The organism is Nonomuraea sp. NPDC049400, assembly GCF_044466425.1.
In the GTDB taxonomy this organism is placed as follows: Bacteria; Actinomycetota; Actinomycetes; order Streptosporangiales; family Streptosporangiaceae; genus Nonomuraea.
Genome location: NZ_JBITMP010000018.1, coordinates 52610 through 74244, shown reverse-complemented (window position 1 = coordinate 74244; position 21635 = coordinate 52610). Strand labels below are relative to the sequence as shown.

The window sequence follows — 21635 nt, the reverse complement described above, 5'->3', positions numbered from 1 at the left end:
GCTGTCCCGCGGCGGTTTTCGGGAACCTGGGCGGGCGGGCAACCTCGTGTCGCGGTCGATGCGTCACTACCGTCGGCAGGCTCTGACAGGAGGCAGTTCAAGTTGGCGGATAGGGCGATATTTCAGGACTTCGTGGTCGCCAGGTCGGATCGGCTGTTACGTACCGCGTACCTGCTGACCCACGACTGGGCGGCGGCGGAGGACCTGCTGCAGGAGTCGCTGGCGAAGGCGTGGTTCGCCTGGCCGGGCATCGACGAGCCCGAGGCGTACGTACGCAGGGTGCTGGTGACCACGTACACCTCCTGGTGGCGCCGCAGGTGGCGCAGGGAGCTGCCCAGCGGCGACCTGCCGGACGAGCCCGCGTACGACGACGAGGGCCGGCGCGAGGAGCTGTGGCAGGCGGTCGGCCGGCTGCCCGCCAAGCAGCGCGCGGTGATCGTGCTGCGCTTCTACGAGGACCTGCCGGTGGCGGAGGTGGCCAGGGTGCTGGGCTGCCAGGAGGGCACGGTCAAGAGCCAGACCGCGAAGGCGCTGGCCAAGCTGCGAGTGGACGAGTCGATCGTGAAGGAGCTGCACCGATGACCGTGCAAGACCTGCGTGACGTCCTGCGTGAGCAGGCCGAGACCCCGTCGCCCGCGAACCCGTACCGGCACGAGCAGGTCCGCTCCCGCATCCGCCGGACCAGGCTGCGCAGGCGGGTGACGGCGGGCGCCGCGGTGGTGGCGGCCGTGGCGGTCGGCGTCTACCTGATCCCCGGGGCGGTGGCCGCGCCGGAACGCGGCACGACGGCGGCGCAGACGGAACACGGGACGGCGGCTGCCGGGCTGCCGGAGTCGTTCACCTCCCGCGACGGCACCAGGTACCGCCGCCTGGCCACCGCCACGCTCAAGAAGAACGGCGAGGCGAAGACGTCGGTCAAGGTCCCGGTCTCCGGCAAGCCGCTGGATGTGGCCGCGGCATGCGACGGTGATGGGGGCAGCCCGGCGCCGAACGTCTCCGTGAACGGCCGCGACGACCCCAAATCCAGCTTCGCGCCGTGCGAGAAGGGGATGTTCCTGCGCCCCCTGACCATGATCGAGCCCGGCGCCACGGAGGCCACGGTCACGTTCGACACGATCACCTACGGCTCGCCGGGCTGCGGTCAGGAGCAGGGCGGGACGTGCGGGCCCGTCGTGCCGGAGCAGAGCACCTGGAGGCTGGCCGTCTACGAATGGACGCCGCCCGCCCGCCCGGTCCAGCCCGAGCGGGGCAAGGCCCTCCCCGCCCGGCTGGCGGGCTGGAAGCTGGCCCGCTCCGCGACGGGTGTGTCGGACAGGGATCGGTCGTTCTCGCTGGTGGTCAAGAGCGAGAGCGGGAAGGTCGCCATCGATCAGCTCTGTACGGGTGACCTGGCCACGCGGACATGGTTCACGTACCAGGTCGGCCTCGAGAAGTCCGCCGCGACCGCCACTTGTGCCGTCTGGAAGACAGGCCCGTTCCCCATGGCCATGGCCGAGTTCCGGGTGCCCAAGGGCGAGCGGGTGACGATCACTGGGCGGCTGGGCGTCCTGGGCGAGTCCACCAACCGCCCGGTTCGCTGGTCGGCAGGGGTTTACGTAAGGTAGATCACGTGACGGAACAGGTTGCCATCGAGGGCAGGCTGGTGGACGCTGACGCGCGCTTCATGCTCCGCGCGCGCTACGGTCACTTCACCGCCATGCAGGTCAGGGATCGCCGGGTGCGCGGGCTCGAGCTGCACTTCGCGCGACTGGAGGCGGCCAGCACGGAGCTGTTCGGCGTCCCGCTCGACCGCGCCGCGGTGCTCGGCTCCATCAGGGCCGTGCTCGGCGACGCGCGGGACGCCGGCGTGCGCGTGTACGTCGTGGAGGCGGACCGGCCGCACGTGATCGCGAACGCCGCCCCGCCCCACGAGGCGCCCACCCGCCCGCAGAGCGTGAAGCCGGTCGTCTACCAGCGCTTCCTGCCGCACATCAAGCAGGCGTCCGGCATGCTGCAGGCCCACGTCGGGCGGCTGGTCCGACGTGAGGGCTTCGACGAGGCGCTCCTCACCACCGAGGACGGCCTGATCAGCGAGGGCTCGATCACCAACCTGGGCGGCTTCGCCGGCGGCCGCCTGGTCTGGCCGGACGCGCCGATGCTGCACGGGATCACGATGCAGTTGCTGGAGCGGATCGACGTCCCGCAGGAGCGGCGGCCACTGAAGGCCGCCGACCTGCCGGGCTTCGACCAGGTCTTCCTCTGCAACTCCTGGGGCGTGTGGCCGGTCGGCCGGGTGGACGACGTGCCGCTGCCCCAGGACGACGCGCTGATGGCCCGCCTGCTCGACCACTACGACCGCATTGCGTGGGAGCCGCTGGACTGACCCCTTTGGGGGGACGATCGCCAGTGATCTCAATCAGCCGCGCGCCCAAACTGTCGCGCATCCTCGATCATGATCTGTGCGCAGCAGCGGTGGAGTTCGTCGCTGAACACCCCACCCGACACTTGGGGCGTGGAGGCTTGCGACCACGCAACGACCCCTTCAGACATCGGTTGCACTTTCCATCGCGGGAACTGGGGCACACCGCTAGCATGTTCGACTGTGAGGCTGGTGGTGCAGGTGAAGCTCCTGCCTACGCCTGAGCAGGCGGAGGCGTTGGAGGCGACCCTGCACCAGCTCAACCAGGCCGCCAATCAGGTGTCCCGACTCGCCTTCGAGAGCAAGACCTTTGGGGTATTCGCCTTGCGCCGCCGGGTCTACAGCGAGTTGAAAGCCGTCGGACTTGGGGCGCAGCAGGCCCAGCACGTGATTAAAAAGGTAGCTGACGCCTACACTACCCTGCGGGGGTTGATCCGCAACGGCAGGTTGACGGGCAAGCGCCGAGTTAAGGCCGAGTCCAAACCGATCTGCTTTCGCAGCAATGCAGCCCGTCCGTTCGATGACCGTTGCCTGTCGTGGCTGCACGATGCCCGTACGGTGTCGATCTGGACCCTCCGGGGCCGGGTGAAGGGCATCGCGTTCACCGGGTCTGCCGAGCAGCTCAAGATGCTCGCGGCCTATCGGCGGGGCGAGTCCGATCTGCTGCTGCGCGACGGGGTGTGGTATCTCATCGCAACCTGCGAGGTTCCTCAGGCTCGGTTGGAGGCTGACCCGGACGGGTGGATCGGGGTGGACCGGGGGGTTGTCAACCTTGCCACCACCAGCGACGGGATCACCTACAGCGGGGAAAGACTGTCTGGTTACCGGCGGCGGATGGCCCGGGTGCGGGCCGAACTACAAGCACGCAGGACCAAAAGCGCCCGCCGGAAGCTTAAACGGCGTGCCAAGCGGGAACGCCGGTTCGCCGCCAACACCAATCATGTGATCGCCAACGAGATCGTGGCCGATGCGCAGCGCACCGGACGCGGCATCGCCGTCGAGGAGCTGGCGGGGATCCGCGACCGGGTACGGCTTTGGCCATCCCAGCGGGCCACGCTCTCGACCTGGCCGTTCCACCAACTGGGCGACTTCCTCGCCTACAAGGCACGCCGCGCCGGTGTCGCCTTCGTACAGGTGGATCCGGCCTACACCTCCCAGATGTGCCCGAACTCCTGGTGCGGGCACACCGCGCGAGGAAACCGCCCCACCCGAGACACCTTTCGCTGCAGGTCGTGCGGGTTCGCTGGACCCGCAGACCACATCGCCGCGCTCAACGTCTCCCGACGGGCCAGCGCGGTGTGGGTATTCGTCAACATGCCCAACGAACCCGCCGTGGAAAGCGGGCTCAGTGCGTCCCGAGCCGGTCAGCCAGACCGGACCGCGAGGCGCAAGCCCAGGGCTTCAGCCCTGGGCCGTTGACTCACAACAACCACGCGTACCGTCTGTCTGCGGTGGACGGGAAGAGAGACGTGATCAAGTCGGGCGGCGAGAACGTGGCCAGCCGCGAGGTGGAGGAGGCCATCTACCAGCATCCGGCGGTGGCGGAGGCGGCGGTGTTCGGGGTGCCGGACGAGAAATGGATCGAGGCGGTGACGGCCGCGGTGGTCCTGCGCGAGGGGGCGGGGGTGACCGAGGACGAGCTGATCGCATTCCTGCGGGAGCGGCTGGCCTCCTTCAAGACGCCCAAGCGGGTGGTGTTCGTGGACGCCCTGCCGAAGAACGCCTCGGGCAAGGTGCTCAAGCGGGAGCTGCGCGAGGCGTTCCCCGCCTAGGTCAGGGGGCCTTGCCCAGCAGGTCGGCGGCGATCTGGCGGATCACCACGCGCTGGATCTTGCCGGTCGCCGTCTTCGGCAGCTCGTCCAGGACCAGGACCTCGCGCGGGCGCTTGAAGGAGGCCAGGCCGTCCCGGCAGAAGCCGATGAGCTCGCCGGCGTCCACCGTGCGGCCCGGGGCGGACACCACGCAGGCCACCGGCTTCTCCAGCCCTTCCTTGTCGATGTAGGCCACGACGGCGCATTCGCTCACCGACTCGTGCTGGAGCAGCCTGGCCTCGACCTCCATCGGCGACACCCAGATGCCGCCCGCCTTGATCATGTCGTTGGAGCGGCCGAGGCACTGGTAGAAGCCGTCCTCGCCGCTGATGTAGGTGTCTCCCGTACGCAGCCACTCGCCCTGGAACACCTGGCGGGTGGTGGCCGTGCGACACCAGTAGCCGGTGGCCACCGAGTCGCCGCGGACGTACAGGTGTCCGGGCTCCCCGTCCTTGACGGGTGCGCCGGTGTCGTCGAGGAGCTTGGCCTCGTACCCGGGCACGACGGTTCCGGAGCTGCCCGGCCGCACCTGGCCCGGGCGGTTGGAGACGAAGATGTGCAGCGCCTCCGTGGAACCGAGGCCGTCGATGACGTCCACCCCGAAGCGCCGGGTGAAGCGGCGGTAGATCTCGGCGGGCAGCGCCTCACCGGCCGAGACGGCCAGCCGTACCGACTGGAAGGCGTCGTCGGGGGCGTCGGAGGCGAGCAGCGCCGCGAAGAACGTCGGGCCCGCGAAGAACAGCGTCGGCCGCTCCTCCATCACCCGCGCGACCACCCCGGCGGGGGTCGGGCGCACCGGGTCGAGGATCGCCGTGGCGCCCGCGGCCAGGGGGAAGAACATGGAGTTGCCGATGCCGTACGCGAAGAACAGCCGCGCGACCGAGAAACACCTGTCGTCGGGGCGGATGCCGAGGACCTGGCGCCCGTAGCCCTCATAGACGTCCTGGATGGCACCGTGCCGGTGCATGGCCGCCTTGGGGGCGCCGGTGGTGCCCGAGGTGTAGAGCCAGAGCGCGGGCGAGTCGCGCCAGCTGTCGTACGGACGGCTCGGTGGCGCGACCGAGTCCCGTCGGCTGTCGTACGGACGGCCCGGTGACCTGCCGGATTCCAGCACGTCGGACCACCGGCATACCGGCACCTCCGCCGCGGCTTCCGACGCGTCGGTGAGTGCCTCCGTATGGATGAGCACCGCCACGTCGGGGGCGTTCGGGACGGCTTCCAGCGCCGCCGGCGAGAACTCGGGGGTGGCCACGACGACCCTCGCCCGCGAGTCGCGGATGAGCTCGGCGAGTTCGGCGGCGTTGTACATGGTGGAGACCGGTACGGCGACCGCGCCCATGCGCATGACGGCCAGGATCGTGATCACTGTCTCCGGGCGGTCGGACATGACGAGCAGGACCCGCTCCTCGGGTCTGACGCCCAACGTTCGTAACCCGGCGGCGAAATCGGCGACGTGGGCGGCGAGCTGCGCGTACGTCAACGTGCCCGCGGGGCCCGTCACGGCGACGTGATCACCCCGGCCCGTTTCGACCTGGCGGTCCACGAGAAAGGCGCTGGCGTTGAACGATTCGGACGTCATGGGCGTCACCATCCGCAGGCGGATATACGTAGCCAAATCTTCTACACGGAATTGATGGCCCGTCAATGACTTGTAGCATTGAACTACTTACGTCTTCCTCTCGGAAGGAACCCTGTGACCATCCCCTGGCCCTCCGGCGCCGGCGGCCGTCAGGCGAGTGTCAAGGCGCTGCTCATGACCGTGTTCGGCGAGTTCGTCCTGCCGGACGGCAGGCCCGCGTGGACGTCGACGCTGCTGCACGTGCTCGGCGGTCTCGGCATGGAGGAGAAGTCGACCAGGCAGGCCCTGTCGCGGATGGCGGCCGACGGGTGGACCTCATCGGAACGGTCCGGCAGGCGGGTGCGGTGGGCGCTGACGCGGCGCGGGCGCGAGTTCCTGACGGAGGGGGCCGAGCGCATCTACGCCTTCGGGCGGCGCCGCGAGTCGTGGGACGGCCGCTGGGTCGTGCTGATCATCACCGTGCCCGAGTCGAGGAGGGAGCTGCGCCACCAGCTCCGCGCGGGGCTGACCTGGGCGGGCTTCGGCAGCCCCGTGCCCGGGGTGTGGGTGAGCCCGCACGCCTCCCGCGAGGCCGAGGCCAAGCAGGTGGTCGAGGGGCTGGGACTCGAGCTGTCGGCCTACTCCTTCAACGGGCCGTACGCGGGCATCGGCTCCGAGCGCACCCTCGTCGACCAGGCGTGGCATCTCGGGGACCTGGCGGCCCAGTATCAGGGCTTCATCCAGGAGTTCGCCGGCCTGCGCCCCAAGCCGGGCGACCCCGTGCTGCTGGCCCAGATCCGCATGGTGCACGCCTGGCGCCGCTTCCCGCGGCTGGACCCGGAGCTGCCTCTGGAGCTGCTGCCGCCGGACTGGATCGGCGTACGCGCCGCCAACGTCTTCAACGACCTCCACGACACCTGGCGCCCCGCCGCCCGGACCCGCTGGTCCGAGCTCTGCACGGACTGACCGTCACCCCGGACGGCGGGAGTGGCGTGACCGCACATCAGCACGTCACAGGTGGACGTACTCGTAGTCGAACGGCCGGCCGTTGATGCCGTTGCGGGGTGGCGCGACCCAGGCGGCGATCTTCCCCGGTTCGTAGACGGGACGCATCAGGGCCTGGACGCGTGCCTTGTCCTGCGCCGTCGGCAACCAGCGCTCGCGGGACGCCTCCCAGGTCAGGGGCTCGAGAAGGCGACCGTCCGGCGAGATGTGGTGCCCGCCGAACGTACCCACCTGGCGGTTGAACCCCACATGCGGCAAGTAGAGCACCGCGTCGAGACCGTGGTCGGCGAGGATCCGGTTCCACCGGTTGACGCCGGTGCCGCAGTCGGCGATGTACTCGCCGCGCAGGTCCACGTTGAGCGCGGTGAGCGCGGGGAGCTCGACGTCGACCAGCCGCCCCTGATCGACCTGCGGCACGACCGCGACCGCCTCGGTGAGCAGGTGATCGTCCTTGCGCCGTTCCTCCTGCCACCGGCCCTTGAGCCCGGCGGTGTAGTAGTTGGCCACGTTGGTGGACGTTTCGCCGCCGAAGAGGTCGAGGCTCACGCTGTAGTGGAAGTTGATGTACTTCTGGATGACGTCGAGCGGGATGCCGCCGTACTCCCAGACGTCGTCGCCGTCGTGCTCCCGCATGAGCTGCGCCGTGCGCTCCACCACCCGATCGACGCCCGTGGTTCCCACAAACATGTGGTGGGCCTCTTCCTTGAGCATGAACTCGCAGGTACGGCTCAGCGGATCGAACGCCGACTCCTTCAGCGTGCCGAGCTGGTACTTCCCATCCCGGTCGGTGAAGTACGTGAACATGTAGAACGACAGCCAGTCCGGCGTCTCCTCGTTGAAGGCGCCCAGGATGCGCGGTGAGTCCTCGCTGCCCGAGTTGCGCAGCAGGAGCCCCTCGGCCTCGTCCCGCCCAGACCGGCCGAAATAGGCATGCAGCAGATAGACCATGGCCCACAGGTGCCGTCCTTCTTCCACGTTCACCTGGAAGAGGTTGCGCAGGTCGTAGAGCGACGGGGCGGTGCGGCCGAGACGCCGCTGCTGCTCGACGCTGGCCGGTTCGGTGTCGCCCTGGATGACGATGAGCCGCTGCAGGTCAGCCCGGTACTCGCCCGGCACCTGCTGCCAGACGGGCTGCCCCTTGTTCTGGCCGAACGCGATGCGCCGGTCGGTGTCGCGTTCGGCGAGGAAGATGCCCCACCTGTACTCCGGCAACGCCACGTGGTCGAAATGCGCCCATCCTTCGCGCCCGACCGCGACGGCCGTACGGAGGTAGACGTCCTGGGTGGGCAGGGCGGGCCCCATGTCCGACCACCACTGCAGGAAGCGGGGCTGCCACGACTCCAGTGCCCGCTGCAGGCGGCGGTCCTCGGCGAGGTTGACGTTGTTCGGTATGCGCTCGGAGTAGTCGATGGACATCTCAGATCCTTCTTCCTCCTGCTCGACGGCCGCCACCCGCCGCAGCCCCGCCGCCGTCGGCTTCCGCGCAGGCCGGATGCACCTCAAACCCGCGTCCGGTCGTACGCGGGCCGGGATGCGCCTCAAGCCCGCGTCCGGTCGTACGCGGGCCGCTGACCGGTGCCGTAACGGCGCAAGGCGCCTTCGGGACCGGAGGCGTTGGGCCGGGTGAAGATCCAGTTCTGCCAGACGGCGAGGCGGCCGAAGATCTTGGTTTCCATGGTCTCGGGGCCGGCGAAGCGGTGGTTGGCCTCCAGGCCGGTGAGCGCGTCGGGGCTGAGCGCGGCACGTTCCTCCAGAGCCAGACGTACCTCGTCATCCCAGTCGATGTCATCGGGCGCGAACGTCACCAGCCCCAGCTCCACCGCCTCAGCCGCGTCGATCCGCCGCCCCACCTCCTGCCCCAGCTTGACCACCCGATCGGGCTCGGCATGGAACCGCGCCGCGAGCCGGGACAAGCCGTTCCCCATCGGATAGTCCCCGAAGTTGGTGCGCGACAGCTGGATGGCGTTGGGTTTCTCGGGGTCGTCCAGCATGTACTGGCGGTCGCAGGCGAGGGCCAGCTCCAGCAGCGGCCCGGCGAAGCAGCTGCCCGGCTCGATGAGCGCGACCAGGCTACGACTTGTGACATCCAGCCGCTTCAACGTCCGCTTGAAGTAGTGCTTCAGTTCGCCGTAGGGCCACTCGTCGCTTTCGACGTCGTACGCCAGGACCGCGTCGATGTCCCCTTCGGTCCTGATCACCCATGTGCCACGCTCGAGCTCGTTGGTCCGCAGGCGCAGGATGAGGTCGTCGAGCTCCCTGGTCATCCGCAAGAACCAGTGGTCCTCGTCGACGGCCCGGCCAGGGCTGCTTTCGTACACCCCATCAGCAACCTCACCACCGCCAAGCCCACCGCCACCGCGGTCGCCGCCACCGAGCCCGCCATCGCTGCGGTCACCGCTACCGACCCCATGACCACCGCGGCCGCCGCCACCGAGCCCGCGACCACCGCGGTCACCGCCACCAAGCCCGCGACCACCGACGGCCTCGCCACCCTTGAGATCATCGAGTCCGCCGGCGGCATGAACGGCCCCGCCGCCCTTCTCAGGGCCGTACACGGTGATGGTGACCGTGTGATCGTCTTCCAGCTCGGCCTTGACCGTCGAGTACACGTAGCCGTCGGGCCGGAGCGGGAGCAGGGGGATGGGTGCGGCCGTGGCCGGGCGGTCGGAGCGGGCGGCGGCTTCGGCGGCGCGGCGGCGTACGGTCTCCTCGAACTTGCTGCGCGGCACCGCCTCATCGACGAGTTTCCACTCCACCGCGCGCTGCCCCCGCACCCCCTCGCTCCGGGTCGCGAACACGTCGGCCACGTCCTTGCGGACGCCGCGCTTGTCCGTGAGGCGGGTCAGGCCGCCCGTGCCCGGCAGGACGCCCAGCAGCGGGACCTCGGGCAGCGACACGGCGGTGGAGCCGTCGTCGATCAGGATGATCCGGTCACAGGCGAGGGCGATCTCGTAGCCGCCCCCGGCCGCGGTGCCGTTGATGGCGGCGAGGTACGTCTGCCCGGAGTGGGCGGTCGCGTCCTCGATGGCGTTGCGGGTCTCGTTGGTGAACTTGCAGAAGTTCACCTTCCAGGCGTGTGACGACTGCGCGAGCATGCGGATGTTCGCTCCCGCGCAGAACACCTTGTCCAGCCCTCCGGTGATGACGACCGCGCGGACCTGCGGGTGCTCGAAGCGGAGGCGCTGTACCGCGTCGTGGAGCTCGATGTCCACTCCGAGGTCGTACGAGTTGAGCTTGAGGTCGTACCCGGGGACGATGCCGCCGCTCTCGTCGACCTTGAGCACGATCCTGGCGATCTCGCCGTCCACCTCCAGCCGGATGTGGCGGTACCGGCTCGGATCGGTGTCGAACGACACGTCTGGGTGTCCGGTCATGCCTCCAAGTTCAACAGCGACCGCTAGGGACGTCAAGACTATGTAGTGCTTTTGAAGTAGATGCGCAGCGCGTTGCCCGCGAGGGCCATGGCGAGGGTGTCGTCGTCGAGACCGAGGTCCACCAGGGCGCGGGCGTTGCGCGCTATGCCGGGCACGCCGGGCCAGTCGGTGGCGAAGACGAACTTGCGGGCCAGCCGCCGCAGGTCGAACCGCTGGTAGTAGTCGGGCAGCCGGGCCGGTGGCAGCCCGGACAACTCGATCCAGACGTTCTCGTGCATGAGGGCGAGGAAGGCCGCCTGGTCGTACCACCAGCCTCGCCCGCCGTGCGCGAGCACCACCGTGAGCTCGGGGAAGTCGCGCAGGACGGGGTCGAGCAGCTCGGGCGCGGCCATGGCGTTGGTCGAGCCGGGGAACGTGCTGGTGCCGCAGTGCACCACGACCGGCAGGCCGCGTTCGACGCAGGTCTGGTACGCCGGATACAGCATGGGGTCCGCCGCCGAGAACCCGCCGTGCACCGGGTGGATCTTGAGCCCGACGGCGCCGAGTTCCACTTGTCTCAGCAGTTCCGCGGCGATCGGGTAGTGCAGGTGCGGGTTGACGTTGGCCAGGAACGCGAACCGGTCCGGATTGTGCTTGACGATCGGCAGCAGGTCCTCGACCGGCTGGATCCCGGTGACCTTGGGGCTGTACTCGCAGAGCAGGATGGCCCGGTCCACGCCCTCGCCCTCCAGCAGTTCGTCGAACGCTGCCGGAACGACCACCCCGTCCTCGTCGAACGCCGACCGCCACCCGGGAGCTCCGTACCGCTCGGCCCACCGCGCCCAGGCGGGCTTGAGCGTGGACAATCTGGCTGGATGCAGGTGGGCGTCCACCAGCAGTCGTCCGTCGAGCATGCCCCGACTGTATACATGCACTTATCGCGTCATCAATGATTTGTAGACCATTCGTGCAGGGCGAAGGGGACCTGGTCCAGGACGTTCGCGATGGCGGCCGCCGGATAGCCGATCGTGTCTCGGGGCAGGTCGGCCAAGGGCCACCAGGCGAGTTCCGAGCATTTGTCCGGCTCGGCGTTGTACGGCTCGCCGGTCCACTTGCGGACGGCGAAGAAGAGGCCGATGCGTTCGGGGGCACGGTGCATGACGTGGGCGAACGCGAGGTCGGCCGGGTCGATCCTCACCCCCAGCTCCTCCCTCGCCTCGCGGACAGCTGCCTCCGTCACCGACTCTCCCGCCTCGAGGTGACCCGAGGGCAGATGCCACAGACCGTCGCCGTAACCGGTGCCTTCGCGCCTGCCGAGCAGCACGTGAGTGTCGCGGAGGAGGAGCACGTGCACGTCAACGATGGCCCGGAAGCGCTGCCGCGGCGTTGCCTCGACAAGGGTGCTCTCGCGGATCCGGTTGTCTGGCGATGGTCCTCGCTGCCCGTCTCCACTCGGCGAACCGGACACCTGTGCCAACGCGGGCGCATGAACCGACGTGGACGCCTCGGTCGAGGCGGGCGCATGAACCGACGTAAACGCCTCGGTCGAGGCGGGCTCATGAACCGACGTGGACGCCTCGGTCGAGGCGGGCGGCTGCGGATGGTCACCGGGCTCGGGCACCTGGTGCAGGGCCGATGACGAGCGTGGAAGTGGGCGGCGGTCGAGGGCTTGGGTCCATTTGACCGCGACGGCGGCCACCTGGATCAGCTCGGCTCGCAACCGCTCGGGGTCCGTCTCCGCGAACGCCTCCAGCACCTCCTCCGCCAGGATGTGCCTCCACGTGAGCGTCCCCTCCGCAGCCGCCGCCTCCGTCTCACGCCTGGCGCGGTCGGACTCGGCCACCGTCCCCTCGTCCCCGGTCCCATCGGGCAGGATCTGCATGCCCCATCTCGCGTCCTGAGCCGCCCGCTCGGCCGCCACGTCCGCGAGCACCCTCGCCAACGACCCCGGCACACCCGCGTCGCCATCGTGTGTCATGGCCACCAGTTTGGCCCCGTCCGGGGTGTGCGATGCCCCGCTGCCGCTCCCCCAATGCGCTCCACCGACGACCGCCACCCGGCCTCTTCTCCCGTCCCGTCTTCTTCTCGCGTGCCTGGCTCCCCTTTCTCCGAGGATCGGCCACGCCGCCACTTCTACGCGAGGCGCAGGAGTGCGGAGTCAACGTCCAGGCGTGGCGGGGCGGAAGCGGGTTGGCAGTACGGCCGTGTTCGGGCCATACCCGCTTGAGGCACCCAGGACGATCCACGGCGGCGCAGAGTGGCTGATCGCTGTCGTGGTACCTTCCCCGTGGAAGCGTGTAAGCGCTTGCCCCGGACGAGATGTGCGCCGTACCCGGCCTGCAAAGACGACGCACGCGCAGGAGACGTCATGGATGCAGGCATACCCTTGATCGATTTTACTGGAGTGACTCCACGGCCTTGTGCGCTGGATGTCCGGTGGATTCACGGCTCACCGTCGGCCAAGCACAACACCGATCCGGACATCCAGGTCCACGCGTACGACGAGCACACGTTCATCTTGCGGCAGAACATGGCGATCAACTATGAGGCGCCCTTCTTGTTCCTGCTGTTCGGGAACGCACGGGCGGTGTTGATCGACACCGGCGCCACGGCATCCGCCGAGTTCTTCCCCTTGCGCCGGGTGGTCGATGAGCTCGTTGACGGCTGGCTCCGCCGCCACCCCCGGGAGGAGTACCACCTGCTGGTGCTGCACACCCACCCGCATGGCGACCACATCGCGGGCGACGATCAGTTCACCGACCGCCCCGATACCACGGTGGTCGGCGGGGACCTGGTCACCGCCTGGGAGTACTTCGGGTTCAGCAAGGATCCCGGCGCCGTGGCGCAGGTCGACCTGGGAGGCCGTGTGTTGGAGTGCCTGGCCACCCCGGGCCACCACGAGGCGGCGGTCACGTTCTACGACCGGTGGACGGGGTTCCTGCTCACCGGCGACACGGTCTACCCGGGCCGTCTCTACATCCAGGACTGGCCGGCCTTCGCCCGGACCATCGACCGCCTGATCGACTTCTCCGACCGCCGACCGGTCACCCACGTGCTCGGCTGCCACATCGAGATGACCCGGCAGCCAGGCGTGGACTACCCCGTCCGCACCACCTACCAGCCCGACGAGCCCCCACTGCAGCTGACCACGGGGCACCTGCACGAGATCCGTGCGGCGATCAAGGAGATCGGCGACCGGCCCAGCCGGCGCGCCTACCCCCTCTTCATCCTCTGGCCAAACCCATGAGCCGCACGAACGCATCGGACCTCCTGCCTGATGCGACCTCGTCCCGGCCACGATGCCTACGGACCGGCCGGTGACGCTGCCGCACCGGACCTCCGTCGTGTTCGGCTCGGCCTTCGTCGACATCCGCGGTCCGCACAACGGGCTCGGCAACCCCTTCGCCGTCGTCATGGGCGCCGACGTCGGGGCCTGGGACGTGGGGCGCTGGCCCGTCACATCGGTACCCCCGAAACCGTGTTCATCGACGCCGTCCGCGAACAGCGCGGGCCAGACGGCCCCTACGGGTACGAGCTCAACCTCGCTGACCTGACCCCGACCGGCAGAGCACTCGGCGTGTGCGCCCACGGCTTCATCGGCGCCGAACACACGCTCGCCAAGGCAGCGCGGTCTGCGAGCAAGTGTGCCAGAGCAGCCGCCCGAGCTGAGCGGTGCCGAGGGCGGCGGTGGCGTCGAGCGGAGGGTGCGGGCGCGCGGCCCCCGTCAACGCGCGCGCTCGTCGAGCATGGCCATGGTTTCGCGCAGGCGTGCACACGCCCAGTCGTACTGCTCGGTGCTGGTGTGTGCCCGGAAGTTCGTCTCGATGACCTGCACGAGGACGAGGTAAAGGTTGTAGAGCCGGCGGCGGACCCGCTCGCTGCCGGTGAACGGCTCGTGGCCGTAGCCGCGGATGAACGCAGCCGAGTCCCCGAAAGCGCTCAACTCGCTCGCGGTGAAACCGTACTCCATCAGCGGATCGCCGTAGAACGCCCGCTCGTGGTCAAGGATCGCGATGATCTCTCCATCGCGCACCATGCAGTTGCCGGCCCACAGGTCCCACTCGACGAACCGGGGCTCGGTCACCTCGTCCAGAGCATCCGCATGGGCGGCCACGACCTGGCGGACGACGTCATAGCCATAGCCCAGGTTGACGCCGCGCCGCTCGCCGTCACCCAGGAGCTCTTCGATCATCCGTAGGAAGGCCGCCCGCCAGCTGCGCTCGCCCGGCCCGGCGAGCGGTCCGAAGGCCGCGCCCCGGATCTGGTTCAGCTCGCGGGTGATCGCGCCGAGAGCCTCGTCGTACGCGTCGAGCTGCGCCCGCGACAACGATTTCCGGATGACGTTGAGGTTGTCCGCGTCGACGTACGCCATGAAGAAGTAGTCGGCGTCGCACAGCTCGTGAGTCTGATCCGCGTAGTCGACCGCCGGCACCGGAACCTTGGTGTTCTCCTGGATCAGCCGCAGCGCCGCCAGTTCGGTCCCCATGGCTCCGCGCTCGTAGGTCATGACCTCGACGTCCGGCGGCGGCGCGATCTTGAGTACGACCTGCGCACCGGATCGCAGCCGGATCCGATAGGCCACGTTGAACCAGCCGTGACCCAGTTCGCCGATCCAGTCCTCATCGGCGTCGGGCACCTGCTCCGGCCCGTAGGCACGGGCGACCATCGCGCGAATCGTCTCGAGCGGCTGCCGGTTCTTGGTGATGCTCTCCATCAGTCCTCACGTGTGTTTGGGCAATCTTGGCCATTGTGTCCGATATGCCGTCTGCTGCGGAACTACTTGCTCGCTCTGCCGCCGCCTGCACCTACCTGGCCGCGCTCACTGCCTGCACCCTCCGCCACCACGAGCAGTCCACCCATGGGCTATCGGCTGGACCGACATCGCCGCCGCCGACCACTACCGCAGCCACCCCGCCGACGGCCCTCAGCTACTCGGTTTCACAACATGAGAACGCCTCGGCCCTGGGCGGAAGCCGGGGCCGAGGTCGGTGGTGCCCGCGCACACATGGTCCCGGAAAGCACGTACAGCCGGCGTCAGTCGCGCCCCCTTGGACCAGCTCGCCCCGATCGTCCTGAACATCGGCGGAGACAGCGGAATCTCCACCACGCCCGAGGTGGACTGGGAGCGGACCGCCCTCGGGGTGGAGCGAGGGAGGATCGCCACGCCGAGCCCCAACGCCACCAGCCCCCGTACGGTCTCCGACTCCTGCCCCTCGAACGCGATCCTCGGCTCGAACCCCGCCGCCGCGCACAGGTCGTCGGTGATCTGACGCAGCCCGTACCCGTGCTCCAACATCACCAGCTCCTCCCCCGCCAGCTCGGCCGCCCGCACCCGCGCCCGGTTCGCGAAACGGTGGGACGGTGGCACGGACAGCACCAGCTCCTGGTCGGCGAGCGGGGTGCTGGCAAGTTCGGGGTCGTCCAGGGGCATGGGGGCCACGAACACCAGGTCGATCGCGCCCTCGCGGAGCGCTTCCAGCATGTCCTGGCGCGAGCCCTGGACCAGGCTGAAGCGGATGCCGGGGTTGCGCTCGCGGAAACCGGCGATGAGGGACGGCACGAGCGTGCGCCCCAGGAGGTGGAGGAAGCCCAGGACGACGCGGCCGGTGGTGGGGTCGATCTCTTCGCGGACCTCCCGGGCGGCGGTGGCCATCGCGGTGAGGGCGCGGGTGGAGGCGGCGGCCAGGGTACGGCCCGCCCTGGTGAGACGGATGCCGCGGCCGGAGGGGACGACGAGCGGGGCACCGATCAGGTCCGCCAGGGCGGCGAGGCGGCGGCTGGCCGTGGGCTGGGGGATGCCGAGGAGCTCGGCGGCGCGCGTCACGTGGCCCGTCTCACCCACGGCGGCCAGGATGGCAAGGGCGGGGGCCAGGCGCGCGGCCAGCGCTTCGTCAGATTCATCCATCATAGTATGAATTATCGCCCATTTGCGCATTAGACGTATTTATTAGCCTTGCTTAGCGTTGCTGGCGTGGTGGTCATCGACGCTCCTCCGGCGGTTCCCGGCACGCGGCGGGTCAGTGCGGCTGTGGCGGCGGCCGGGGTGTCGTCGTTCGCGCTCCTGTACGCGCCGCAGCCCGTGCTTCCGCAGCTCGCCGCGGCGTTCAGGTTGGATCCGGGCAGCGCCTCGCTGGCCATCGGGGTGGCGACTGGAGCGCTGGCCGTGGCCGTGCTGCCGGTGGCCTGGCTGGCCGGGCTGGTGGGACGGCGGCGGGTGATCCTCTGGTCCGTGGTGCTCTCTGCGGTGATCGGGCTCCTGCTGCCGCTGGCGCCGTCCTTTCCGGTGCTGCTGGCGATGCGCGCGGTCCAGGGCGTGGCGATCGCTGGGTTCGCCGGGGTGGCGGCGGCGTACCTGGCCGACGTGGTGGGTACGGCGCGGCTTCCCGGTGCGGTGGGGGCGATGATCGCCGGCAACTCGGTCGGCGGGATGCTGGGACGGCTCGGAGCCGGATTCGCCGCCGGGCCGATGGGGTGGCATGGCGCGTTGCTGGTGGTGGCGGGAGTGTCCGGCTTGTGCGCGCTCTTCGCGGCCCGCACACTCCCGCGAACAGCGGCCCGGACGCTCCCACGGGCAGCGGCCCAGACGCACCCGCCCGCCGCCGACGGCCGTGAGCTGGACGCGGGGAGGCGAATCGGGGCCGAGCTGGTCGCCCCCTTCATCGTGGGCGGACTGACCGTGGGGGCGTTCGTCGCGCTCTACAACGCCGCCGGGTTCCGCCTGACCGCCCCTCCTCTCTCCCTCACCTCCGCCGCCGCCTCCCTCGTCTTCCTCGCCTACGCCATGGGCACCGCCTCCTCGGCCGCCGCCGGACGCGTGGCGAGCCGGCTCTGACGTTCGAAGGCGCTGGTCTCGGCGCTGCTCTTGACGGCGGCGGGCTCCGTGCTCACCGTCTCCACGTCGCTCCCGCTCGTGGTAACCGGGTTCGCCGTGCTGACCGCCGGGTTCTTCGCCGCGCACGCCATCGCCAACGCCTGGGTCACCGCCGAGGCGACCCCGCACGCCCGGGGCCGCGCCGCCGGCGTCTACACCCTCTGCTTCTACCTGGGCAGCGGCGCGGGCGGCACGGTGGGCAGCATCGTGTACGGACACGCGGGCTGGACCTGGCTCATCGCCCTGACGTCGGCCTGGTTGCTGCTGGCGATCGCGGCGGTGCTCATACGCCGGCGCTCGCCCAATCGGATGAGCGCCCACAGCGGAGTGACTGTGAACGGCCGCGGATGAGCGCAGCAAACCCGCCGCACCACCTGACCAGCTACACCTGGCCACAACCCGGCATCTTCACGAAGCCCCGAACGCGAAGATCAGAGGTTGGCCTTGGAGTCCGGCTTCCAGTCCTGGACGAGGAGCCCGAGCAGCACCTCGTCCAGGAACTCGCCCATCACCCAGGCCGAGGAGCGCAGTACGCCCTCGCGGACGAAACCGTTGCGCTCGGCGGCGCGCAGCATCGCGGCGTTGTCCGACAGCGTCTCGATCTGCAGTCGCTGCAGACCGCGCACGACGAAACCGTAGTGGCACAGCACCGCGACCACGTCGGTGCCGTAGCCCTTGCCGCGTGTCGACGGCAGCAGCCCTAGCCCAATGTGCGCGGACCGGTTGTGGTTGTCGATGCCCCACAACGTCGCGGTGCCGATCAGCGTGCCGCCGTCCAGCTCCACGACCGAGAACGGGACGTGCCCTTGCTCGTTGTCGTCGACCACGAGCCGCGGATCCTTCGAGCCAGGTGTGATCGGCCGCCACGGCCGGGCTTCGGCCCGCGAGCCGTTGACCACGTCGTCGTAGAGCTCGGCCCGCAGGATCGGAATGTCTTCCTCGTGCCGGGCCCTGAGTCCGACCTTGTTACCTCTTAGCACGCAAGCTTCCTATCTGACCGGGCTGTCCGATGGCAAACCAAGCCCAGTTGCGAATTCGCAGACAGACCGCTATGCCTCATTCGCCGTAATCCGCTATGCGGTGCTACATCATCCGAGTCGTCGGATCCGGCATTCGCGTGGATCAGAGGTCAAGCGACAAGCTCAGTGCCTTTCTCTCTGATCCCCGCAACGGCCGCTGCCAGCCGTACCCGGGCTCGATCCGGAACCTCGGGGGTGCGGGGCCGGCCCGCGCTGACGCTTGTCCGGGGGATCAGGCCCGGCCACCGCGCCTCTTGCCGAGGAGCACTCCGGCCCCGACGGCGACGACCGCCGCCAACCCGCCCGCCACGAGCCCCCGGGGCAGCCCGCCACGGGACACGCGCGAGCGTTCCGGCACCGCCTCACCCGCCCGGACGGCCTTCTGGTACTCCTCCTCGACGATCTCGCCGAACCGCCGGTCGTGACGGCTGCGCTCGCTCGCCCGGAACCAGGTCCGGTTGAACTCCCAGTGCTCCCGGCCGATCCGCGACCTGAACCTGGCGGCCATCTGCATCCGCAGCCCGGCTGCCGGCATCTCCTTGAGCGCGTAGAACGACCGGAAGAGCGCGAGCTGCATGTTGGCGTACACCCACCGCCGTGTCTCCTCGGACGCCTCCGCCGTGCCGTCCCACTCCCCGCCCTCCACCTGCATGAGGGACGGGTCCTCCATCACGAAACGCATCATCTCGACATGGAGCATCCGCACGGCGGTCTCCGACGAGATCCGCGCTGTCCGCGCCTGGAAGGCCACCGAAACGGCCAGCACCAGGAGTGAGGCCGCGGTCAGCAGCGCGACGGCGGAGCCGTAGGCGTCACCGACGTCGGCGAGCGAGGCCCAGTCGACACCCGTCGAGGCGGCGAGCCGATCGAGCAGGAACGGCGACGCCAGGAGCATCAGCAGGATCGCGATCCCTGCCGCCACCCCGCCGACCCACTTCGCACCCGCCCTCGCCATGGCCTCGCCCCTCCCGAAGGATGCCCACCTTCGACTACATCCACTTCCACCGCGACCGCATTACAGCGGGCCGTGCGGGACGGGAGCACGACCGGCAAGGACTGCGGCCGGGGTGGCTCAGTGGTCGGTACGGAGCCAGCGTTCGAGGGAGTCGGCCAGCCACAGGTGCGTCGAGCCCAGCGTGGCCACCTCACCGCTGACCTCACCCACGAGCCGCCAGTACCGCCGCATCCGCGGGTCCCGGTCGGGCGCCACGTTCGCCAGCAGCTCCCGCCGGAACTGCGGGGTGTCGCCCCTCCCCCGCACCGAGGCGTGCGCCGCCACGAACCGGTCGAGCTCCGGGCCCTCCCGGGGCGGCTCGCCCGCCCGCACCATGGGCCCGACCATGGTGCACGCCTCGGCGATCCCGAACATCAGCTCGTTCTCGTCGGCGATCACCTCGACGTTGACCCGCCCCCTGTCCAGCAGGCCGCGCAGCAGGGACCGGTCGCCGACCAGGGTGACCAGCTCGGCGTACGCGACCACCTGCGGCGGCGTCGGATCGAGGGGCGGCTGGGGCACGGCCATGGCGACGAATCCGGCGAACATCTCCTCCGCCACCGGCGCCACCATCGTGCGCCGCCAGAAGTCGATCAGCGCGTCGCGGGCCGCGCACCCGTCCTTCACGGCCGCCAGCAGGTCCAGCCGGGCGGCGCGCTCGGCGGGGCTCGCCTCCTCGACCGCCCGCAGCGAGGCGCGCCGCCAGGCGAGGTCGGCGAGCCGCACGTCGAGCGCCGCCCGCTCGGCCGCGACGGCCTCTGCCATGGAACGCTCGCCGTTGAGCACGGCGGTGATGGCGGGCAGGCCGAGCCCGAGCCCGCGCAGCCGCCTGACCAGGCCGAGCCGCTCCACGGCCGACCGGCCGAACCTGCGGTGCCCGCCCACGCTGCGCACCGACTCGATGATGCCCTCGTCGCAGTAGAAGCGGATGGTCCGCACCGGAACGCCGGTCAGCGCCGCCAGGTCTCCGATCCCGAGCGTCTCGTGGCGCAGCGGCTTCGCCCGAGCTTCGCCCGTCACCCTGAGATGGAGGTCCTCGCTTCGCCGCGGATCCGTCTCAGGCACTTGAACCTCCACTGGACTGGAGTTTCTACCGTACAGGCGCACGAGATCGAGAGGAGATTCGTCATGGAGACGTTGGAGACCGCGCGGATGGCCGAGGGGCTGCGCGAGCAGACCGCGGGGCTCGCCCGCGTGGCTGCCGGAGGGGACCCGGACACCCAGGTGCCGACCTGTCCGGAATGGCCGTTGCGTACGCTCGTGGGGCACATCGGGCAGGCCCATCGGTGGGTGGCCGAGCTGCTGCGCAAGGGCGAGCCGGCGGGAGTGCCGGACCCGTGGCAGGCCGATCCCGGCGCACCGGCCGGGTGGGTGGAGTGGCTGAACGACGGCGCCGAGCAGGTGATCGGCGCCGTCCAGGAGGTCGGCGCGGACACCGAGGTCTGGACGTTCCTGGGCCCGCGGCCCGCGGCGTTCTGGCTGCGCAGGATGCTGAACGACACCGCCGTCCACCACTACGACGCGGCGGTCACGACGGGCGGCGGGTTCGAGATCGCCGACGACCTCGCGGCCAACGTGATCGTCGAGGGCCTGGAGATGCTGGCGGCCCCGGGCGCGGAGGCAGTCAGGCCGGCGCTGGTCGAGCTGCGCGGCAACGGTGAGCGGCTCGGACTGCGACCCGACCGGGGGGACGGGTGGGTGATCACCAGGTCGCCCCAGGGGATGCGGTGGGAGCACGGGGCGGTGGAGGCCGATGTGATGCTGTCGGGGGCCGTCACGTACCTCATGCTGGTGTGCAACCGCCGCATTCCCCTCGACGACGATCGGGTGACGATCACCGGGGACCGGGCGCTGATGGAGCACTGGCTGACCCACATGGCGATCTGACACCAGGTAGGCCTTTGCCAGCTTTTGCCCGCGGCGCGCCTCATGGCTACGGGACCGGCGATTGTCGGGACCAGCTCGATGAAGGCGGCACTGGAACGACTCGGGTTCGGGCCGTGCCACCACATGTTCGACATCCTCACCAACCCCGACCGCGTCGAGAGGTGGCTGCCCCTGGCCACCGGCGAGCAGGTGGACTGGGAGCACGTCTTCGACGGCTTCCGCTCCACGCAGGACTGGCCGGCGTCCTTCTTCTGGCGGGAGCAGGCGGAGGCGTACCCGGAGGCGAAGGTCGTCCTGACCGTACGCGACCCGCACGACTGGTACGTCAGCATGCAGGCGCTCATGGCCAACGGCCCGGGGCGGGAGCTCCCGGAGGACATGCCGGAGGAGGCGGCGGCCGTGTTCGGCGGGATGATGCGGCTCGGCCCGGTGCTGGAGCTGATCTCCCGGTCCGTGTTCGACGGAAGGGGGAGCCTCAGGGAGGGGCTGCCCGACGAGGCGGAGGCGGTGGCGGCGTTCGAGCGGCACGTCGCCACGGTCAAGGAAAGCCTGCCCGCGGAGCGGCTGCTGGTGTTCGACGTGCGCGAAGGGTGGGAGCCGCTCTGCCGGTTCCTGGGCGTGGACGTCCCGGCCGGGGAGCCGTTCCCGCACCTGAACGACGCGAAGGCGATCCGCCAGACGATGGAGCGGCTGGTCACCGAGGGCACCATCGACACGCCGTTCTCCAGGCGCGAGTGAG

At 69.9% G+C, this 21635-nt stretch carries 22 protein-coding genes and 1 riboswitch; of the genes, 12 read left to right on the top strand and 10 right to left on the bottom strand.

From position 1 onward, the window contains the following. Window positions 1–102: 102 nt before the first annotated feature. From ACIBVN_RS27735 to ACIBVN_RS27715, 5 genes are all read left to right on the top strand, one after another. Entirely contained in the window at window positions 103–582 is a 480-nt protein-coding gene (locus ACIBVN_RS27735) for a SigE family RNA polymerase sigma factor (RefSeq protein WP_397141141.1), read from the top strand. After that, window positions 579–1604: a hypothetical protein gene (locus tag ACIBVN_RS27730; RefSeq protein WP_397141139.1), complete on the top strand. Its 1026-nt coding sequence runs from the start codon at window positions 579–581 to the stop codon at window positions 1602–1604. Before ACIBVN_RS27735 ends, ACIBVN_RS27730 begins: the two co-directional genes overlap by 4 nt. A 5-nt stretch (window positions 1605–1609) precedes the next feature. After that, complete coding sequence (locus ACIBVN_RS27725; protein WP_397141137.1) at window positions 1610–2362, top strand: aminotransferase class IV; 753 nt, start codon at window positions 1610–1612, stop codon at window positions 2360–2362. A 219-nt stretch (window positions 2363–2581) separates the two neighbouring features. Further along, window positions 2582–3817, top strand: a complete 1236-nt coding sequence (locus tag ACIBVN_RS27720) for an RNA-guided endonuclease InsQ/TnpB family protein (protein ID WP_397141135.1) — start codon at window positions 2582–2584, stop codon at window positions 3815–3817. A gap of 32 nt (window positions 3818–3849) precedes the next feature. Further along, window positions 3850–4170, top strand: a complete 321-nt coding sequence (locus ACIBVN_RS27715) for a hypothetical protein (protein WP_397141133.1) — start codon at window positions 3850–3852, stop codon at window positions 4168–4170. A 1-nt stretch (window position 4171) separates the two neighbouring features. On the opposite strand, the gene ACIBVN_RS27710 is transcribed toward ACIBVN_RS27715, so the two are convergent. Continuing rightward, entirely contained in the window at window positions 4172–5788 is a 1617-nt protein-coding gene (locus tag ACIBVN_RS27710; RefSeq protein WP_397141131.1) for a benzoate-CoA ligase family protein, read from the bottom strand. A gap of 114 nt (window positions 5789–5902) precedes the next feature. Here ACIBVN_RS27710 and ACIBVN_RS27705 point away from each other — a divergent pair, with 114 nt between their 5' ends. Continuing rightward, complete coding sequence (locus ACIBVN_RS27705; RefSeq protein ID WP_397141129.1) at window positions 5903–6733, top strand: PaaX family transcriptional regulator C-terminal domain-containing protein; 831 nt, start codon at window positions 5903–5905, stop codon at window positions 6731–6733. A gap of 45 nt (window positions 6734–6778) precedes the next feature. Here the strand turns inward: ACIBVN_RS27705 and boxB are convergent, their stop codons facing one another. The 4 genes from boxB to ACIBVN_RS27685 form a co-directional block, all read right to left on the bottom strand. Then, on the bottom strand, window positions 6779–8188 hold the full coding sequence (boxB, locus tag ACIBVN_RS27700) for a benzoyl-CoA 2,3-epoxidase subunit BoxB (RefSeq protein ID WP_397141127.1): 1410 nt from the start codon (window positions 8186–8188) through the stop codon (window positions 6779–6781). Between the two features lie 122 nt (window positions 8189–8310). Further along, complete coding sequence (locus ACIBVN_RS27695) at window positions 8311–10146, bottom strand: enoyl-CoA hydratase-related protein (RefSeq protein WP_397141125.1); 1836 nt, start codon at window positions 10144–10146, stop codon at window positions 8311–8313. Between the two features lie 38 nt (window positions 10147–10184). Then, entirely contained in the window at window positions 10185–11039 is an 855-nt protein-coding gene (locus tag ACIBVN_RS27690) for an amidohydrolase family protein (protein ID WP_397141123.1), read from the bottom strand. Window positions 11040–11071: 32 nt separating this feature from the next. Further along, window positions 11072–12103 carry an NUDIX domain-containing protein gene (locus ACIBVN_RS27685; RefSeq protein WP_397141121.1) on the bottom strand — a complete coding sequence of 344 codons (1032 nt, stop codon included), beginning with the start codon at window positions 12101–12103 and terminating at the stop codon, window positions 11072–11074. A gap of 309 nt (window positions 12104–12412) precedes the next feature. After that, window positions 12413–12480: riboswitch (guanidine-III (ykkC-III) riboswitch) on the top strand. 49 nt (window positions 12481–12529) lie between these two features. Between ACIBVN_RS27685 and ACIBVN_RS27680 the strand changes: the two genes are divergently transcribed. Both ACIBVN_RS27680 and ACIBVN_RS27675 read left to right on the top strand, forming a co-directional pair. Beyond that, window positions 12530–13372 carry an MBL fold metallo-hydrolase gene (locus ACIBVN_RS27680; protein WP_397141119.1) on the top strand — a complete coding sequence of 281 codons (843 nt, stop codon included), beginning with the start codon at window positions 12530–12532 and terminating at the stop codon, window positions 13370–13372. Between the two features lie 70 nt (window positions 13373–13442). Then, the gene (locus tag ACIBVN_RS27675; protein ID WP_397141117.1) at window positions 13443–13679 is read left to right on the top strand and encodes a hypothetical protein; all 237 of its coding nucleotides are present in this window, start codon (window positions 13443–13445) and stop codon (window positions 13677–13679) included. A gap of 170 nt (window positions 13680–13849) precedes the next feature. Here ACIBVN_RS27675 and ACIBVN_RS27670 read toward each other — a convergent pair whose 3' ends face one another. After that, window positions 13850–14707 carry a phosphotransferase family protein gene (locus ACIBVN_RS27670; RefSeq protein WP_397141115.1) on the bottom strand — a complete coding sequence of 286 codons (858 nt, stop codon included), beginning with the start codon at window positions 14705–14707 and terminating at the stop codon, window positions 13850–13852. Window positions 14708–15049: 342 nt separating this feature from the next. Continuing rightward, window positions 15050–16033, bottom strand: a complete 984-nt coding sequence (locus tag ACIBVN_RS27665; protein WP_397141113.1) for a LysR family transcriptional regulator — start codon at window positions 16031–16033, stop codon at window positions 15050–15052. Window positions 16034–16096: 63 nt separating this feature from the next. Between ACIBVN_RS27665 and ACIBVN_RS27660 the strand changes: the two genes are divergently transcribed. Both ACIBVN_RS27660 and ACIBVN_RS27655 read left to right on the top strand, forming a co-directional pair. Then, a complete protein-coding gene (locus ACIBVN_RS27660; protein ID WP_397141111.1) occupies window positions 16097–16957 on the top strand; it encodes an MFS transporter in 861 nt (286 codons plus the stop codon). A gap of 12 nt (window positions 16958–16969) precedes the next feature. Then, a complete protein-coding gene (locus tag ACIBVN_RS27655; RefSeq protein ID WP_397141355.1) occupies window positions 16970–17347 on the top strand; it encodes an MFS transporter in 378 nt (125 codons plus the stop codon). An 80-nt stretch (window positions 17348–17427) separates the two neighbouring features. On the opposite strand, the gene ACIBVN_RS27650 is transcribed toward ACIBVN_RS27655, so the two are convergent. From ACIBVN_RS27650 to ACIBVN_RS27640, 3 genes are all read right to left on the bottom strand, one after another. After that, entirely contained in the window at window positions 17428–17976 is a 549-nt protein-coding gene (locus ACIBVN_RS27650; RefSeq protein WP_397141109.1) for a GNAT family N-acetyltransferase, read from the bottom strand. Between the two features lie 271 nt (window positions 17977–18247). Next, complete coding sequence (locus tag ACIBVN_RS27645) at window positions 18248–18970, bottom strand: DUF6082 family protein (RefSeq protein ID WP_397141107.1); 723 nt, start codon at window positions 18968–18970, stop codon at window positions 18248–18250. 117 nt (window positions 18971–19087) lie between these two features. Next, complete coding sequence (locus ACIBVN_RS27640) at window positions 19088–20074, bottom strand: MerR family transcriptional regulator (protein WP_397141105.1); 987 nt, start codon at window positions 20072–20074, stop codon at window positions 19088–19090. Window positions 20075–20137: 63 nt separating this feature from the next. Between ACIBVN_RS27640 and ACIBVN_RS27635 the strand changes: the two genes are divergently transcribed. After that, window positions 20138–20896 carry a maleylpyruvate isomerase family mycothiol-dependent enzyme gene (locus tag ACIBVN_RS27635; protein ID WP_397141103.1) on the top strand — a complete coding sequence of 253 codons (759 nt, stop codon included), beginning with the start codon at window positions 20138–20140 and terminating at the stop codon, window positions 20894–20896. A 42-nt stretch (window positions 20897–20938) separates the two neighbouring features. After that, window positions 20939–21634, top strand: a complete 696-nt coding sequence (locus ACIBVN_RS27630; protein WP_397141101.1) for a sulfotransferase family protein — start codon at window positions 20939–20941, stop codon at window positions 21632–21634. Window position 21635: the final 1 nt, after the last annotated feature.